Annotated in this window: 14 protein-coding genes and 1 riboswitch; of the genes, 5 read left to right on the top strand and 9 right to left on the bottom strand. The window is 44.5% G+C overall.

The genetic code is table 11. The features are described from left to right. Positions 1-53: 53 nt before the first annotated feature. Both QFZ78_RS27690 and QFZ78_RS27685 read left to right on the top strand, forming a co-directional pair. Complete coding sequence (locus QFZ78_RS27690; protein WP_307552276.1) at positions 54-1223, top strand: glycosyltransferase family 2 protein; 1170 nt, start codon at positions 54-56, stop codon at positions 1221-1223. Beyond that, positions 1178-2701 carry a stalk domain-containing protein gene (locus tag QFZ78_RS27685; RefSeq protein WP_307552274.1) on the top strand — a complete coding sequence of 508 codons (1524 nt, stop codon included), beginning with the start codon at positions 1178-1180 and terminating at the stop codon, positions 2699-2701. Before QFZ78_RS27690 ends, QFZ78_RS27685 begins: the two co-directional genes overlap by 46 nt. On the opposite strand, the gene QFZ78_RS27680 is transcribed toward QFZ78_RS27685, so the two are convergent. From QFZ78_RS27680 to QFZ78_RS27640, 9 genes are all read right to left on the bottom strand, one after another. Beyond that, positions 2698-3357, bottom strand: a complete 660-nt coding sequence (locus QFZ78_RS27680; protein ID WP_307552273.1) for a hypothetical protein — start codon at positions 3355-3357, stop codon at positions 2698-2700. The genes QFZ78_RS27685 and QFZ78_RS27680 overlap by 4 nt on opposite strands. Before the next feature lie 183 nt (positions 3358-3540). Next, complete coding sequence (locus QFZ78_RS27675; protein WP_307552271.1) at positions 3541-4443, bottom strand: C40 family peptidase; 903 nt, start codon at positions 4441-4443, stop codon at positions 3541-3543. 2 nt (positions 4444-4445) lie between these two features. Then, positions 4446-4604: riboswitch (cyclic di-AMP (ydaO/yuaA leader) on the bottom strand. Positions 4605-4682: 78 nt separating this feature from the next. Then, complete coding sequence (locus tag QFZ78_RS27670; protein ID WP_307552269.1) at positions 4683-5363, bottom strand: MgtC/SapB family protein; 681 nt, start codon at positions 5361-5363, stop codon at positions 4683-4685. Positions 5364-5437: 74 nt separating this feature from the next. Beyond that, on the bottom strand, positions 5438-6181 hold the full coding sequence (locus tag QFZ78_RS27665) for a glycerophosphodiester phosphodiesterase (protein ID WP_307552266.1): 744 nt from the start codon (positions 6179-6181) through the stop codon (positions 5438-5440). A gap of 44 nt (positions 6182-6225) precedes the next feature. After that, entirely contained in the window at positions 6226-7599 is a 1374-nt protein-coding gene (locus tag QFZ78_RS27660) for an ABC transporter substrate-binding protein (RefSeq protein ID WP_307552264.1), read from the bottom strand. A gap of 77 nt (positions 7600-7676) precedes the next feature. Beyond that, on the bottom strand, positions 7677-8501 hold the full coding sequence (locus QFZ78_RS27655) for a carbohydrate ABC transporter permease (protein ID WP_307552262.1): 825 nt from the start codon (positions 8499-8501) through the stop codon (positions 7677-7679). Further along, a complete protein-coding gene (locus QFZ78_RS27650; protein ID WP_307552260.1) occupies positions 8498-9430 on the bottom strand; it encodes a carbohydrate ABC transporter permease in 933 nt (310 codons plus the stop codon). Before QFZ78_RS27650 ends, QFZ78_RS27655 begins: the two co-directional genes overlap by 4 nt. Positions 9431-10107: 677 nt before the next feature. Then, entirely contained in the window at positions 10108-10911 is an 804-nt protein-coding gene (locus tag QFZ78_RS27645) for a sugar phosphate isomerase/epimerase family protein (RefSeq protein WP_307552258.1), read from the bottom strand. Positions 10912-11013: 102 nt separating this feature from the next. After that, positions 11014-13260, bottom strand: coding sequence for a helix-turn-helix domain-containing protein (locus QFZ78_RS27640; protein WP_307552256.1), 2247 nt, complete (start codon positions 13258-13260; stop codon positions 11014-11016). A gap of 244 nt (positions 13261-13504) precedes the next feature. Between QFZ78_RS27640 and QFZ78_RS27635 the strand changes: the two genes are divergently transcribed. The 3 genes from QFZ78_RS27635 (at position 13505) to QFZ78_RS27625 (ending at position 17064) form a co-directional block, all read left to right on the top strand. Next, positions 13505-14434 (top strand): ABC transporter permease, encoded by a 930-nt coding sequence (locus tag QFZ78_RS27635; RefSeq protein ID WP_373460441.1) that lies wholly within the window; start codon positions 13505-13507, stop codon positions 14432-14434. Between the two features lie 12 nt (positions 14435-14446). Continuing rightward, positions 14447-15331, top strand: a complete 885-nt coding sequence (locus QFZ78_RS27630; RefSeq protein WP_307552255.1) for a carbohydrate ABC transporter permease — start codon at positions 14447-14449, stop codon at positions 15329-15331. A gap of 104 nt (positions 15332-15435) precedes the next feature. Further along, positions 15436-17064, top strand: coding sequence for an extracellular solute-binding protein (locus QFZ78_RS27625; RefSeq protein WP_307552254.1), 1629 nt, complete (start codon positions 15436-15438; stop codon positions 17062-17064). Positions 17065-17079 lie beyond the last annotated feature (15 nt).

Here is a 17079-nt window from a genome sequence, read left to right as displayed (position 1 = left end):
CTGATGAATGATATAATGCGGTCAACTTCTATTCTTTCACAAGGAGGTACACCATGTCCACCCTAGGAATGATCGCGATCCTGACCCTCCTCTATTGGCTTTATATCACTTTCGATGTGCTTAAAGGCATACATCTACTGTATTCTCTGCCCAAATCCACGAAGCTCCCGGACAAGCCTCCACTCGTTTCGGTCATTATCGCCGCCAAAGAAGAGGAGAGTACCATCCTAGAAACCGTCCGTCACCTTCTCTCGCAAAATTATCCGCGCCTCGAGATCATCGCCGTCAATGACCGCTCTCAGGACGCTACCGGCGTCCGGCTCGAAGAGCTGCGGAAATGGTCACAGCGCAAAACGGATATTCACACACCGCTGCAAATCATTCACATCACTTCTCTGCCTGAAGGCTGGCTTGGCAAAAACCATGCCCTCTACCAAGGGTATCAGCAAGCGAGAGGCCAATATTTACTTTTTACAGATGCGGATATCATCTTTGCACCTGGAACAATTTCAGATAGCGTTGCTTATATGAAGGAACATGACGTACAGCATCTCACGCTGACCCCTAACATGGTTGCGCGAAGCACATTGCTCAGAGGTTTCGTTCATTTCTTCCTCTTCTCTTTTTCTTTATTCGTTCGCCCGTGGCGTGCCAATCTTGACAGCGCCCGTGAACCAGGTATCGGAATTGGAGCCTTCAACATGGTTAGTCGCAGCGCGTATGAAGCGATAGGCACGCACAAATCGATCGCCCTAAGACCTGATGATGACCTTCAATTAGGCATCTCCCTCAAACGAGCTGGATTTAGGCAGAAGGTTCTGTCCGGCAAGCACATCCTTCAAGTCGAATGGTACCGCTCCCTCAAGGAAGCGATCATCGGTCTGGAGAAAAACCTTTTCTCCGGGTTTCGCTACAGCTACACCAATGCTTTACTCGCTTGTCTGGGTCAGCTTATCTTTTTTATATTCCCTTGGCTCGGTCTTATCTTCCTTTGGGACTGGAGAGGTGCCGTCTATGCTGTCGCTGTCATTTTACAAATATGGCTATACCGCAAGCTAATGTTCCGCCTCATGAGCAAACGCGGAGATGAAGCTTTCCTGCTCCCTATCAGCGCTTCCCTGCTCCTCTATACGATTGTCCGCTCCGTTTGGCTAACTTGGAAACAAGGTGGCATCAATTGGAGAGGAACGTTCTACTCCCTGCGCGAATTAAAAAAGAAGTAAATTCAGAAAGGATGATAGCTGCCATGCCTCTTGCTCGTTTCCGCACTCTTACTTACGCCGTGATGCTCAGCAGCCTGCTTTCAGCAGCCTTTATCTTCCCAGCATCTACTTCAGCACAAGGTACCGTTCAAACACAAAGCCGAACGATTGCTCATAATGGCAAGTCGTTTACTGTACAATGGGTCACAGTGGATCTCACTGATCCCTACTTGCGCGTTAAGCCTGTAACGGCTGAAGGCGGCATCGGTCATGATGAGTCCTTCTCCTCCATGTTAACGAGGAACCATGCGATTGCAGGGATCAATGGGACTTTCTTTGACGCCTATGAAAAAGATGATACCCAGCGCTACCCGAATGGTTTACTCATCGGCTCCGGCGAAATCATGCACTCAGGCGTTAATCCTGCCTTTCTCGTTCACGCCGACAAAACAGCCAGCTTACAACGAATCCAAACCGAACACCAAATAAGCGTTACTCATCAGAGCAAAGCCTACACATTCACTGCTTGGGGTGTGAACAAATATTACGGGGATTCCGCCAATGATCAAGTCGTCTGGTACACCCGCGCTTTTGGGCCGACGATCGGCTTTCCTAACTCAACCAAAGTTGTCCTTCGCGAGGGCAAAGTTACAGATGTTACGACGCAGAGTGTCGATATTCCCGAAGATGGGCAGGTGTTCCTACTCGGAAATAGTGCCAATAATAAGACCTACGTGCTGCCGAATATCCATATTGGCGATACAGTGAAGCTGACATCATCTCTCCATAATAAAGATACCGGAGCAAGCTCTACTCTTGCGGCGGTTGATGCTTCTATCGGCGCAGGACCGCATCTGCTTACCAATGGCGCTGTTGATCTAGATGTCAAACGCGATGGCTTTACCGATCCCAAAATCACAACGAGTGCGAACGTACGCAGCTTCATTGGGTTAGACGCTTCCCATCAGTTCGTCATGGGGACACTCTCCGCAGCTACGATGGCGGATATGGCACAGGTTCTTCTAAAGCTAGGTTTAACGGATGCGATGAATATGGATGGTGGTGCAAGTTCATCTCTGTATGCGAACGGCTCCATGCTGCGAAGTCCGGGTCGGGCGCTGAGCAATGCACTTGTCGTGGAACGTCTAGATCATCCACAAATCCAATTGGAGGTAAATGGACAATTCGTGCATGAGTTCCGAGGGTATTTATTGCAAGAAACAAGTATGGTACCCTTTCGGGGCATTCTAGAAAGAATCGGAGCCAAATTCGATTGGAACGGGACAACCCGTACATTAACCGTTCATCATGGCTCTACTAATCTTCAGCTTCGGCCAGATCTTTCCGTGATGACTGTGAATGGGCAATCGGTCCTACTCCCTGAAGCACCTACCATAATAGATGGTCATATTTATATGCCCTTACGAGCCATTATTGAATCCTTAGGCGGACAGATCCAGTGGGATCCGCAGCTTTACCGGGTTTCACTTCGCTTTTAGTGCACGCGATTCATTCGTACAATACGGTAATACAGTTGGCTGCTCACCTCTTGCTCCACTTCCAAATAGCCTTCCACATGCACATAATCACCCAATATAAAGGTGGATGCATCGGCAGATCCGGAGTGTGTCAGAAAGAGGAGAGCGGCTTTCTCATTTCCAACTACGAACCCCGTTTGCTCATTCACTTGAAACTTATCTAGAACAGTCCCATGGTGAGACCTTGCGATATGATGAAAGCGCCAAGACTGATCCTCTTTTATTAGAAAATAAAGCACGCGATTTCTCTGATTATTACTGAATTCCCTCGTCACACCAATCATGCAAACCTTCTCGCCTATACGAAGATACTCATCGACAACAAAGGATTTTAATCGCAAGCGATGCACGTTTTTCTGCTGAATATAGGCTTCCATCTCTTCTATTGTCCTTTGATCCTTCGGATCCTGTTTCGTTGCGTAAAAGACTTCTTTTATAAACGTATCCGTCTGTAGGCTTCTTGCCCCTTTGAAATGATTATACGTAAGAAAAAATCGATCAATGACTCCCCGAATCTCTTCTGGTATGGCAGGACCTTGTTCCACGATATACATGCTATTTGCTTTATTCGAATGTCTTTTTTTATAAAACCAACTTTTCCAGACACTTAATTGCATGCCGTTCGTGTCACCTGCTTTCTTCCAAACATTTCTTCATTATAGGCTAAAAACCATAAAATTTCGATAAAAATCGCAATATTTCGCGTAAAAAAAAGAACATTTGCCTTCTATGCTTTCATTCGAAAGATTCATAGAGAACAAATGCCCGATGATTTAATCCTTTTTCACCACATGGCTGAATTACAGAACTCTTTTGGCTCCCACATATCTGGATCCCCAGTAGGAACTGGCGAGACTATCTATCGTTACACCTCTAGACGTTGTTGCTGAAATGAATTGATCATTCCCCAGATAAATACCCACGTGATTTACACTGCCTGCTGCAAAAAACACAAGATCTCCAACCTTCAAGTCCGTAACTCTAGTTCCGGCTTGATCATACATTTGAACCGAAGTTCTGGGTAGATCAATGCCTTTAGCTTCGTACAAATAGCGCACAAATCCGGAACAATCAAACCCTCTGGGTGTTGTGCCTCCCCAAACGTATGGCGTACCCATGAACGTATTTGCTGTTTGCACGATTTGATCAGACACGGATGGTTTAGCTACCGCTGCGACCTTTGGAGCTGAGGCTAGGACTGGCGTTGGTGGCGGTGCAATCCAGGCCGGCTTGTGCGACTTGCCATCGACATTCACAATCGCGATACGATTCACTTCATTCCATTCAATTGGAGAACCAAATGTTTCAGTAATGAAACGCAAGGGTACATACGTATTACCTTGATAAAGCGTCGGACTGCTTTCCAGACTAATCGTCTTGCTGTTCACGATCGCTTGCTTCTCGTCGGTTGTCAGTTGAATCGTCTGCTGCTTGTTCATCAACGTAACCACTATGTCGTTTTCTTGCCTAGCCCAGCCTACTTGATAACCCAATTTCTCAGATAGCACTCGTAGTGGAACTTGCAGCGTTCCTGCATTGTCAATAAATGGCTGTACTTCTGGGAACTTAATCAACTCATCGTTGACTTGGACTTTCACAGTGGATGTTGATGATGCGGCTTGAACCGAGGGAGCGGAAAACAGAGATACTGCCGCACAAACAAGTGCGCATGAACAAATAAAGCTTTTTGTGAAATATTTCAAAAATTTTGCCTCCTTGAAGCCTCCGAGGTTAGTTGACGGGTTCGGGAAGAGGTTTCCCTAGCGCGCTCAGTTTCTAAAAAGCTGAGCATTCATTCACCCCAAGTAAAGAAGTCCCCCGTACCCGGAGCTTTTGCTGCTCCGAGATTCGGCATTTTTTGTCTATGTTAGACTAGCATAGTTAGACTATTAATTTCAACTTTTGCATAGTGGTAATAGTTTCCACATGAAATTCTTTCGTACTAATTGCTTATCGTTTCAACTTCGGCAGCTAGCACATATTCGATCTTCTTGATTTTGGTATAAACAGTTGTCGTACGATGTTTGTCTGCCGTGGAAATGACCAACTGAATTTGTTGGTTCTCGTTCAAGTCCTTGATTTTGATATGCTTCACCTTCATGTATTCTGCGCTGATTTGATCAATAAGTGTAGACATGTCCCCTTCAGGACTGAATATAATATTGATCGCCAAGTCCTTCTCCCTCAGTTTTTGCGGGCCAAGCAGCTTGATAAAAATCGGAAACAGATTGATAGCGAAAATAATGAGAATGACAGCCATAGTCGCCTCTTGAAAAAAACCTGCTCCCGTTGCGATGCCTAGAGCGGATGCTGCCCATACCAAGGCCGCTGTCGTAAGTCCCGAAATAATCTCATTACTTCGTCTTAAAATAACGCCGGCCCCGATAAAACCTACTCCGCTTATGATTTGAGCAGCTAGCCTCATAGGATCCATATTCGTATATCCGGGGATGGAGTACTTTTGAACGGCTCCTATCGATACAATAGTGATTAAGCAGCTCGCCACTGAAATCACCATACTCGTTTTCATACCCAATGGTTTATGCTTGAGTTGACGGTCAATCCCGATCAACAGACCTAATAACAGCGCCATCCCTAGTTTCTCCAAAACAAGAAGACTCATTTCATGTCCCCATTCCTAAAGATAAAATGAAAGGTAAAGCCCCGGAAACCGGGGCTTTACGCATAGATTTTTTTTCACTTGGAATCCTGCGTATGCAACAAATCTTTTAATCTTCCAGGGAAGTCCGTAATGATACCCGAAACCCCAAACCCAGTTAGATGCAGCAGATCATTGACTTCATTTGCCGTATAAGGGTAGACATAAAGCCCGCTCTCTGTAGCCTTCAGCACATCCTCGGCATCCAGCATTTGAAAGTACGGATGAAGCGAGTACACCTCGACATCAAAACTTCGCGCGTATGCGGTAGGATCAAGCAATTTAGATTGATACAAAAGACCGATCTTGGCTTCCGATTCCATTTGCTTGATCCTTCTGACACACTTATGGTCGAAAGATGAAACGATGACATGATTTAAACGGTGACGTCTGCGTAGAAATTCAACTAACTTACGCTCCATTCTGCCTTCGTATGCATATTTAACTTCCACGTTAATCATAATGCTTTCAGGTACTAGATCAAAGACTTCGTCTAAAGTAGGAACGGTCTCCCCTTTGAACTCATTGCCAAACCAGAAACCAGCATCATAGGTTTTGATTTCCGATAAGCTTTTCTCCGCTATCAGGCCTTTCCCGTCTGTAGTCCGATCCAACGTCATATCATGACAAACGACAATTTCATCATCGGCGGTCAAATGTACGTCAAGCTCAATCCCTTCGCATCCCTGGCTTAACCCAAGCCTGAAAGCAGCGAGCGTATTTTCTGGAGCCATTCCTTTGGCCCCACGATGTGCAATAATCATTGGTTTATTACTTAGCATTCCTATTTCCTTTCAGGCTAGTGGACTCAAGCCTTTTTACATAATTATTTGACTGTTTTGTTGTAAGTTTGAATCTTCGAAGTGATCTCTTTTTCCGCTGCATCCAATGCTTCCTTCGGCGACTTCTTGTTGTTGAGCACTTCTTCGATCGCCCCTTCAACAATTTGTCTTGCTTCAGGGAATACCCCCATTACCGCGCCTTGCGTTGCTGGGTTCATCTTCGTTTGGTGCAGTTGATCAATGGCGGTCTGGAATTGAGGGAATTTTTTCAGGTTTTCCTTTACAATATCTTCGTCATAAGCTTTTTTAGTAATCGGGAAGTATCCAGTGTTCACGTGCCAGTAGGCCTGCTCTTTAGGTGAAGTCAAGAATTTGATGAAATCCCAAGTCGATTTTTGCTCGTCATCCGATCGGTTGTTCATGACCCACAAGCTGGCTCCGCCGACAACTACGCCGCCTTCTTTCGCATCTGCTGGCTTCGGCAAGAAACCGGTGCCAACTTCGAATTTGCCGCTAGCGCTGTCAACAAGCCCTTTAACTTGAGCAGTGGACTCTAAGATCATACCCACCTGTCCAGCAGAAAATGCCTTCTTGGAATCGTCGGTCTTACGTCCCAGGTTGTTTGCAGCTTTAGTGTCCACCAAGTCTTTCCACCAAGTCAACACTTTTACTCCAGCTTCCGAGTTCACTTGCGATTGGGTTGCCATCGAGCTGCGACCGTTTCCGTTGTTTACATATTCCGCGCCTTGGTTGGCAAAAAGCTGCTCCATGAACCAGCCGTATATCGCAAAGTTTGCTCCTGTCGCTTTACCAGTTTTGGTAATTGCGTCAGCTGCAGCTTTCAATTCCTCGAAAGTCTTTGGAGGTTTCGCAGGATCAAGGCCGGCAGCTTTAAACAAGTCTTTGTTATAATAAAGAACCGGATTCGATGTGTTGAACGGCATCGAGTAAAGTTTGCCGCCTAACGTATAGTAACCAGCGATGTTCGGCTCCAACTGTGACAAATCCCACTTATCTGCATCAATGAAGTTTTGCATCGGTGTAATTGCTTTGGAATCAATCATGAAGCGGCTACCGATTTCATACATCTGGACGACTGAAGGACCTTCACTTGTCCCCATCGACGCCTTCAGTTTACTAAGCAGGTCGTCGTAATTTCCTTGATAGACCGCTTCTACTTTGATTTTATTCTGAGAAGCGTTATAATTGGCGACCAGTTGATCAACAACTTTCGTATTTGCTCCACCCATCGCATGCCAGAAAACGACTTTTTTAGTCCCGCTTATCTCAACTGCTGCTCCAGATTTCGTTGTCTCTGGTTTCTTGCTTTCTGTACTTTCCCCCATATTTACGCTGCATGCTGCAAGGAAAACCATCGTTGCCGTTAAAGCTAAACCCGTTAACCTTTTATTCCCCATTGTCTCTATCTCTCCTCGCTCAAAGTGGATAAATATATATGATAAGTCTGTTAGGTAACAGACGGATCATCGCTCGTTTAACCTTTTACAGCGCCTGCTGTAATCCCACGTACTAATTGTTTCACGCCAAAGGCCAATAAAATGAAAGATGGAAGCAGAACCAGTGTAACTCCCGCTAAAATCAAATTCCACGACATGACTTCAGCATGCTGCAGCATCGAAACCCCGATTTGCACCGTTCGCATGGATGCCCTATTTGTAATTAACAGAGGCCATAAATAGTGATTCCAGTGCGTAAGGAAGACATAGACCGCCAAAGTAGAAAGTGCAGGACGGGATAGCGGAAGTACGATCGAGAAAAAATTCCGCAGATGCCCGCATCCGTCAATTTTTGCCGCATCAAACAGCTCATTAGGCAGCTGAAGGAAAAACTGGCGAAGCAGGAAAACCCCGAAGGCCCCAGCCATAAAGGGAACGATCAGCCCCTGGTAGCTGTCCATCCATCCCCAATTTTTGATGGTCAAATAATTAGGAATAATGGTGACTTCCCATGGAATCATCATGGTTGAAAGAAAGACGGCGAACAAAACTTTCTTTCCTTTGAAATTCAAGAACGAAAAAGCGTAGGCGGCCAAACTGGACGTGATAACCTGACTTACCGTAATCCCCGAAGATACAATAAAACTGTTCAGAATAAAGCGTACGATTGGAAAGCCAGAAATAGCGTTCTTGAAGTTCTCGAGATACAACTGAGAAGGAAATAATGGCGGTGGGAAGTTAGATACTTCCTGCTCTGTCATAAACGATGAGGATACCGTAAATAACAGCGGATACAAAACGATAAGGGCCAGCACAACTAGCAATAAGTAATTCAGGGTGGGTGCAATCCTTTTCGCGATCATTGATAATGCACCTTCTTTTCTAATACTTTAAACTGCACCACAGTCAAGATCATGATAATTACGAAGAGAACTAAAGCCTGTGCACTTCCAATTCCGAAACGGAAATTAACGAAAGCGTCCTGGTAGATGGAATACACGATCACATTAGTCGTATTCATCGGACCACCTTTTGTCAAAATATGAATTTGTCCAAAGGCTTGGAAGGCTCCGATCACGGACACAATAAGAGCAAAAAATATCGTTGGCGACAGAAGCGGCAAAACGATTTGGATAAATGTCCGTGTTGGTCCTGAACCGTCAATTTTAGCGCTTTCATAAATTTCTTCCGGAACCCCTTGAAGACCACTGGATAGCACAATGAACAGGAATCCCATATTCATCCATATCGTCAACAGGGAGATCGAAACCAACGCCCACGAAGGACTCGTTAGCCAAGGGATCGGATCGATGTTTGCAATGCTTAAAAAGTAATTCAGCATGCCTGCTGTCGGATGGAAGAGCAAGAACCAGATAATCGACCCCGTACCTACCGAAATGACGATAGGCAGAGAAAATATGAACTGGAATACTTTCATACCCCGCAGTTTGTTATGTGTGATTGCCGCCAAAAACAGGGACCATACGATTGAAGTAGGTACTGTAAACAAGATGAAAAGCAACGTCACTTTCAAATTCGAATAAAACTGTCCCGATGCGAGTAAATCGATGAAATTATCCAGCCCAACAAATTCAACGACCCTACCGCGAGGGTCCGTGAGCGTCATGCTCAAGTAAACAGATTTGACCATTGGATAAAAAAGGAAAGCAATAAACAAAGCCAAGGAAGGCGCTAGAAATAAATAAGCTAATATATTCTCCTCCCACTTCTTTTTCCTTGCTGACACACTTTCCGTTATCCCCCGATTTAAAACGCTTTCATTTACTGACATACGGCAAACCCCTCTCTTTCTAAAAGTTACATTTTTCACGTTAGAGGGCATTCGACTTCCCTATAACGCTTTTGGTAACTCGTTATTTTCCGTCACGCTCATCTAGAGGAAACGGTTGAAAAGAGCGAAAAAAAACACATAAATTGCCATGCCCATTGACATGCAATCTACGTGATCTCCTTGTCTCCATCACAATTATTAACTTGTTCACATCATACACGCTAGTAACGGATACTGTCAACCAAGATTTTCCACGAAGCACCAAGACGGGAGGCAAGACGTATGTCATGAGCTACACGGTTTTTCATCATTCTTAATTGTTCAGAATCCACAGAGTAAAATCGTTCTCCAAAACCACGAACGGAGGAGCTTTGATACCATAGTCATTCATGCAGGTGCGGAGATTGTTTTGTTGACCGATATCCCTTTGAATTCGACCGGGAAAATCCCCACCAATTCCCAGCTCCAAATTTCGAAGATCGAATTTTCTTGCAATCCTACAATGATCTTCTATTGTGCGGTAATGCAAACCCCATTCCCCTAAACCGTTTTCAACAATTTTCGAGTTACGTAGCGAAAAATCAAATCATGGTTAAGAAAAATCTGCTATCCCAGAATTTTCTCGCATTAAAATAAGATGATCAAGCCCCCGTATCGTGAGGCCTATTTGTCAGCGCTTATTCTCCATGCCTATCTATTTGCTCTAGGAGAAGGGCTGTATCAGAACGAAGTCTGGAAAGCTCGGTTCCAGGTGCGTATTCAAGAATCAACTGGCAATCGCGCACTGAACGCAGCACCTCATAAATAGGTTCCCATTCTATCGAACCTTCACCGATGGGAAGATGCTCGTCGGAACTCCCGAAATTATCATGCAGATGAACGGAACCAAGCCTAGGGGCTACCTTCTGGAGTAAAGCTGGAATATTCCAGCCATTAAGGTGGGCATGCCCCGTGTCTACCAAATAGACAGCCGCAGATTCCAGCCGCAGGACGAACTGCACATACTCATCCTCCGTAAATAGCGAATGACCGTGATATCCAACATTCTCGATAGCTAATTGAATCCCGAGAGGAGAAGCTATTCGGCATAACCTATTTACTGCCTCCTCAGCCTGAGCGATTGCATTTTGTTTACTGAAAGCCGGTGAAAAGCAAAACCCCGGATGAATCACGACATGTTTAGCCCCTATACGGTGGGCAAATAAGATCGATTTGCGGTATTCATCGAATGAAGCATCACGTATTGCTTTATTTTCACTGGTTAGATTCGTATCCCAAGCAGGAGGATGCACGCTATAAGAAACGCCGGCATGCAGGAGGTAAGGGACAGACCTGTTCATGGTTCCTTCTATATCGTTCCACGCCCCTCCATCAAGCAGAAGCTCAATATGCTTCGCCCCTTCTCTAACAAGCGCTTCCACATTTTCTTCCACTGGCTTCCCTAGCATCAATAAATCGGAATAACTGATCGTCCACTCCATTGAAACGCCCCCCATTCTTTGATTGTGACAACGAGATTGTCTACAACAAGATTATCCTACTTCCGCACGGGTCGGCAGGCAATTGACGATTTTTTAGATGGTTTACATTCGTTTTGATTTCCGATACTCACCGGGCGGAATGCCGGTTATTTTCTTAAACATTCGTATAAAAGAAGTGACATTCTGGTAACCGATCTGAAGGCCGATTTCCTGTACACTAAGATTATGCTCGGTAAGCAACTCCTTCGCTTTGCGAATTCGGATAGCATTTAAGTGCTCACTGAAGTTAGTGCCCGTTTTCTCTTTAATATACACCGACAAGTAGGCAACGGATAAATTCAGTTTATCAGCAAGCAGTTCAAGTGACAGATCCTCCGCATACCGATTCTCTACATAGTCCAAGATGAACGAGATGGTTGGATCTTGTTCATCTTTGATAGATAAGATGATTGTGGCGGATGTGAGAAAAAGATGCTCATAGAACTGTTTGAACTGGTCCAGCGTGTAGCATTCTTTCATAAGTGCCATATGGCGCTGCTGCATGGAGGATTCTGCATCGACTCCATAGGGTGCTAATATTTTCACAACCCTTGCTATGATTCCTGCAGCCAGTTGCTTCAGCTGCTGGATGCTTGCTTCCTTTCGATCGTATTGTTCGAGCATCCGATTCAAGAATGAAATACAGAACTCATGGTTGCCTGCCTGCAAGTTCGCGTACAGCTCCTGCTCTTGCTGAACTGTGAATACCAGTTGAGGCGGTACATGGCGACGTTCCCGAATGATTTGACTTTCATCTACTGGCCTGGCTCGCTGAGCCATCTCCTGAACTTCGAGATAGGCATCATTAAACTGGCTGGAATGCTCGTAAACCGAGCTGATTGCAATAGTTGCAAGAAAATAATCTTTATCCCGGTCGAGTATCATTTTCAACATCCCCAGTCCTTGCTCCAACTCTTCTCCCACATCCTTACCTCTAATTAGAGATAAAATTTGATTATTTTCGATTTGAAAGGTATGGGAAGAGGGGACAGATTCGGACATGACCACATTAATATACTCCTGAATATAGTAAGCCATGCGATCCGTTTTCATCTGACTGTTCTCAACCGATAGCATCTTAAAGTGGAGCTGATACAATACGATGAAGAACGGTTCGTTCATTTCGGCGATATCCTTCCAGTCGTTAATGTCGGACATAATAGCTTTCAATTTATTGATATAACCAAAGCTAGTCAGAAGAGATCGTTTGTCGATTAGATCCTTGAGGGTGGCCTCCTTCTCCAGCATCAAATCCCGGATGTTCTGATGGATCAAGTCAAACTCGTGAATGGTGCTTTTCAACTTGCCCGAATCCCTGCGTAAAAGCAAAGTTACCATATCTTTGACCGGTCGATTAATTTTGCGGCTAAAGAACACGGAAGCAAGGATGCCGATGATGATCGCAGCGCCAGAGATCAAGATCAGAGTAAGTGTGGCAGTCCTGACTCTTGTCGCGATATTGGAATAAGGAACAGCTGTTACATAGGTGAGACTAGATTCGGCAGGCGTGTCTCTAAAAAAGTAATAATCGCCGGATAAGATGTAATCTTCACTATCATTAAACTTGGGTATATCGGTTGCCGCCAGCCGACCAGAGGTGCTGTATAGAAGCGATCCATTCTTCTCTAAGATCATGAACTGCCGATTGTCCTCCTCGCCATAATAGGCTTCTCGCATCAGATTGGCATCAAGCAAGGCAATCACCTGATAATTGGATGCTGGCACCCGAAACGAAAATGGAATAAGCTGTAGCTCCAATGCGGAATTCAGGGTAGACACCGTAAATGTTTCTTCGGCGTGCAGCCTGTAATTGCGGGAATCACGCAAATTATTTTCCCAGAATGAGAGCGGGTAATCTTCGCTCACGTAGAATTGCGAGAAAAGCATGTCCGCTTCGACGCTGCCTTCCTTTTCAAAAACGATCGATGGCGTGTTGAAATGAATCAACACATTATGGAGATAGAGCATCGGATTATACGCCTGGGCCCGCAGTGGCTTCATAAATTCTGTCGCAGAGGAAAACTCGATATCTAACGGACTCTTCCTAAGAAGTTGACGGTTGAAAGCAACCACATATTCATCTGAATAAAGATCAAACAGTATAGTCTTCATTCGCTCAAAATGAGTTTGATACCGCTCTGCGGTATTCTTAAGCATCAAGCGGTTGTACTGAATAATCTCTTTCTGTACGCCCTTACCGAATAAGTGGACGGACAGCAGGTTAAATGAGGAAAACAATAAAATAATGACAAGAAAGCTAATGAATATTTTAAAAACAAGCGTTTGTCGGTTAAAGATAGGCCATTTCAATGAGAGTGCTCCTTTTCTAGTGAGGTTCTATCTTTATCTGGTTGTATTTATTCTACATGAATGTGGTTTTGTAAATAAGTTACTTTTTTTTATGTAGTTATCATTATTTTGGGTGGAGCATGATTTAGCAAAGGAACATAAGAATTGTAAATACCTTTTTCCTTAGAGCCATGCTACGATCTGAATTGAAAAAACGAAAGCGGGTGAGAATTTGTCGAACCAAACTTCTATGTCAACAGCAGAAATGAATGTAAGTACCCGAAAAAAAAGTTCGGCAACGGTGAGGCGAATCAAAAAAAACTGGGATTTGTACTTACTTATTTTACCTGTCATGGCCTTCTTTATTATATTCGAGTATGTGCCGATGTACGGTGTGCAGATTGCATTCAAAGACTTTATCGCAACCAAGGGGATTACGGGAAGCCCATGGGTCGGCTTCAAACACTTTGAGCGCTTTTTTGAAAGCTACTATTTTTGGAGATTACTCAAAAATACACTCGGCATTGGAGTGTACCAGTTACTAATTGGCTTCCCGGTACCGATCGCGCTAGCGCTCTTAATCAACGAGCTGCGATCTAAGAGGATTAGCCGTTTTGTACAAACCGTTACCTATGCGCCTCACTTTTTGTCCACGGTCGTTATGGTAGGAATGATCTTCATTTTCCTCTCGCCACAAACGGGAATCGTGAATGGACTGATCACCTGGTTTAGGGGAACACCCATCGATTTTATGACGGAGCCAGCGTGGTTTAAAAGTATATATGTTGGTTCGGGTGTATGGCAGCAAATGGGCTGGAGCTCCATCATCTATCTGGCTGCTTTAACCGGTATCGATCCACAGCTTCACGAAGCGGCAAGGGTGGACGGAGCGAGCCGCTGGCAGCGCATCTGGCATGTCAATTTACCAGGCATTATACCTACGATCATCATTTTGCTCATCCTGAATATGGGTTCCTTGCTCAGTGTTGGCTTCGAGAAGGTATACCTGATGCAGAACTCGCTCAATATGTCTTCATCTGATATTATCTCGACCCATGTATACCACAAAGGGATCATTGATGGGCAATACAGTTATTCCGCGGCCGTCGGTCTGTTCAATTCAATCGTCAATTTCACTTTACTTGTAATTGTCAATCGAATGGCCCGTAAAGTAAACGGCACAAGCTTATGGTAGGAGGTCAGGAAGATGCAGCAGCAATTCAACAGTGAGAAATTATTCGACTGGTTCGTCCATGCATTATTGGCGCTTATATGCATCGTTGTGTTATATCCGTTAGTGTTCGTTCTGGCGGCATCCATTAGCAGTCCCGACTCGGTCATGCGAGGTGAGGTTTGGCTTTGGCCGAAACAAATTACGTTAATTGGATATTATAGAGTTTTTCAAAACAGTGAAATTTTAACTGGTTATACGAACACGATTATTTATACCATAGTCGGGACCGCCATCAATCTGGTTATGTCGGTCGCAGCAGCTTTTCCTCTTTCACGAAGAGATTTTTATGGACGCAATCTTTTTGCTGCTTTGATGGTGTTTACGATGTTTTTCAGCGGGGGCATGATTCCGTCCTATCTATTGGTCAAAGATTTGGGGATGCTGAACTCGATGTGGGCGCTAATTATTCCGGGAGCCGTATCCGTTTATAATATTTTAATCATGCGAACTTTTTTTCAAAACGGTATTCCGCAAGAGATGCAAGAAGCCGCTTCGATTGATGGTTGTTCGAATTTAGGTACGCTTGTGAAGATTGTGCTGCCGCTATCGATGCCAATTATAGCGGTCATGATCCTATTTTACAGTGTAGGACATTGGAATGCCTATTTCAGTGCCCTCATTTATTTGACCGATCGTGATCAATACCCGTTGCAGCTGTTCTTGCGCGAAATCCTGATTCAGGGACAAATGCAGGAGATGTTAGGAGTAGGCGACGATACGAATGCTAATGTCGTAATGGAAGGTGAAGCCATCAAGTATGCACTGGTCATCGTTGCTAATTTGCCAATATTTCTGTTGTACCCATTTCTTCAAAAATATTTTGCCAAGGGCGTTATGATCGGTGCGATCAAAGGATAAGGGCTCTTTGTAAGAACTTTCATGCTGCGTTTTATAAGGTTAGCTATTAAGGTAATACCTTTTAGCCATAGATGTAAAGGAAAATAAGGGAGGTAGAAAAATTAATGAAAAGTAAGAGCTGGTTATCGTTAACTATAGTAGCTGTCATGACCGGAAGCCTATTATCGGCTTGTAGTGAAGAGCAAGGTACAGTAGAAAGTTCGACCAGTCCAACTGCCAATACGAAGGACGTTGCAAACTTAAACAAAAAGGGCATGCCGATCGTAAAAGAGCCAATTTCACTGACCTTTTTCACGGGCAAAGCGCCTACCAATGGCAATAACTTTGAAGAAACACTCGTATGGAAAGAATATGCGAAAATGACGAATGTTAACGTCAAATTCCAGCTCGTTCCTTTTGAGAATTTAAACGAAAAACGCAACCTTGTGTTAGCTGGCGGGGATTATCCAGACGCTTTTTATTCCTCAAGAGTATCTTCTGCAGATTTAGCGAAATATGGCGCTCAGGGAACCTTTGTCAAATTGAACGACCTGATTGACAATTATGCACCTAACTTCAAGAAACTGATGGAGAAATACCCAGACTTGAAAAAAGGGCTGACTATGCCTGATGGCGGTATCTATTCATTCCCGTCCTTTTATAGTCCGGACTTCCTTCCGATGCTCATCGGAACCCCGCTTTGGGTCAAGCAGGAATGGCTGGAGAAGCTCAAAATGAAGGAACCAACGACAACCGAGGAGTTTTATCAATATTTGAAGGCAGTCAAAAATACCGATTTGAATGGGAATGGTCAGGCGGACGAAGTTCCTTACGCTGGAGAGGGCATCAATCCGTTGATTGAACAAATAAGAGGTGCATGGGACTTCGGTAACCGCGGGTTGGGCCACAAATTTGTAGATGTCGATTCTAAATCGAATGAACTGCGCTTCTTCCGAACAGATCCGAAGTACAAAGAGGTCATCGAGTACGTGCGCAAGCTATATACAGAAGGCCTAATCGATAAGGAAATTTTCACGGTTAAACCGGCTGCCTTGTACGCTAAAGGCCAGAAGGGAGTCTTTGGCTCAACGATCAATCCTAATCCGATGACACAGATGAGCCAGCCGGGCTATTATGGACTTGGTGCATTAAAGGGGCCGCACGGCGATCAATTGTTTACTCAAATTAAGGTACCTATTGTATGGCCTGGATCATTTGTTGTCACAGACAAAAACAAGAACCCTGAAGCCACGATCCGCTGGATCGACCACTTATACGGCGACGAAGGAGCCACGTTTTATTTCATGGGCGTTGAAGGACAAACTTATAAAAAGGCTGCGGATGGCAAGCTGGAATTCGTAGAAGAAATTACGAAAAATCCGAACGGACTGACTATGGATCAGGCATTAGCGAAATACATCACTTGGCTCGGAGGAAGCTATCCAGGCTATGTGCAGGAAAAATATTTCAAAGGCTCCGAGACATTGCCAGAATCGATCGCTGTAGGGAAGAAAGCGGAACAACACAAAGTCAAAGAGCTATGGAATGCATTCAACTTTACACAGGAAGAAACCGAGTTCAGATCGACAGTTGGAAACGACATCCAAAATTATATCAGTGAAATGGAAGCAAAGTTTATTTCCGGTTCCGCACCGATGTCAGAGTGGGATAAATACGTTTCTACCGTTGATAAAATGGGGGTTGGTGAATATATGAAAATCTACAAGCAAGCGTACGATCGTTACAAGAAGTAAATTAGTCATGCTAGC

This window comes from Paenibacillus sp. V4I5 (assembly GCF_030817255.1).
Classification (GTDB): Bacteria; Bacillota; Bacilli; order Paenibacillales; family NBRC-103111; genus Paenibacillus_E.
This window is presented reverse-complemented; position numbering and strand designations above follow the sequence as displayed.

Excerpts from the sequence above, each read along its gene's own strand:
- QFZ78_RS27690 (WP_307552276.1), top strand. The coding sequence starts at position 54 with ATGTCCACCCTAGGAATGATCGCGATCCTGACCCTCCTCTATTGGCTT.
- QFZ78_RS27680 (WP_307552273.1), bottom strand. The coding sequence starts at position 3,357 with ATGCAATTAAGTGTCTGGAAAAGTTGGTTTTATAAAAAAAGACATTCG.
- QFZ78_RS27670 (WP_307552269.1), bottom strand. The coding sequence starts at position 5,363 with ATGAGTCTTCTTGTTTTGGAGAAACTAGGGATGGCGCTGTTATTAGGT.
- QFZ78_RS27665 (WP_307552266.1), bottom strand. The coding sequence starts at position 6,181 with ATGCTAAGTAATAAACCAATGATTATTGCACATCGTGGGGCCAAAGGA.
- QFZ78_RS27660 (WP_307552264.1), bottom strand. The coding sequence starts at position 7,599 with ATGGGGAATAAAAGGTTAACGGGTTTAGCTTTAACGGCAACGATGGTT.
- QFZ78_RS27655 (WP_307552262.1), bottom strand. The coding sequence starts at position 8,501 with ATGATCGCGAAAAGGATTGCACCCACCCTGAATTACTTATTGCTAGTT.
- QFZ78_RS27650 (WP_307552260.1), bottom strand. The coding sequence starts at position 9,430 with ATGTCAGTAAATGAAAGCGTTTTAAATCGGGGGATAACGGAAAGTGTG.
- QFZ78_RS27645 (WP_307552258.1), bottom strand. The coding sequence starts at position 10,911 with ATGGAGTGGACGATCAGTTATTCCGATTTATTGATGCTAGGGAAGCCA.
- QFZ78_RS27635 (WP_373460441.1), top strand. The coding sequence starts at position 13,505 with ATGAATGTAAGTACCCGAAAAAAAAGTTCGGCAACGGTGAGGCGAATC.
- QFZ78_RS27630 (WP_307552255.1), top strand. The coding sequence starts at position 14,447 with ATGCAGCAGCAATTCAACAGTGAGAAATTATTCGACTGGTTCGTCCAT.
- QFZ78_RS27625 (WP_307552254.1), top strand. The coding sequence starts at position 15,436 with ATGAAAAGTAAGAGCTGGTTATCGTTAACTATAGTAGCTGTCATGACC.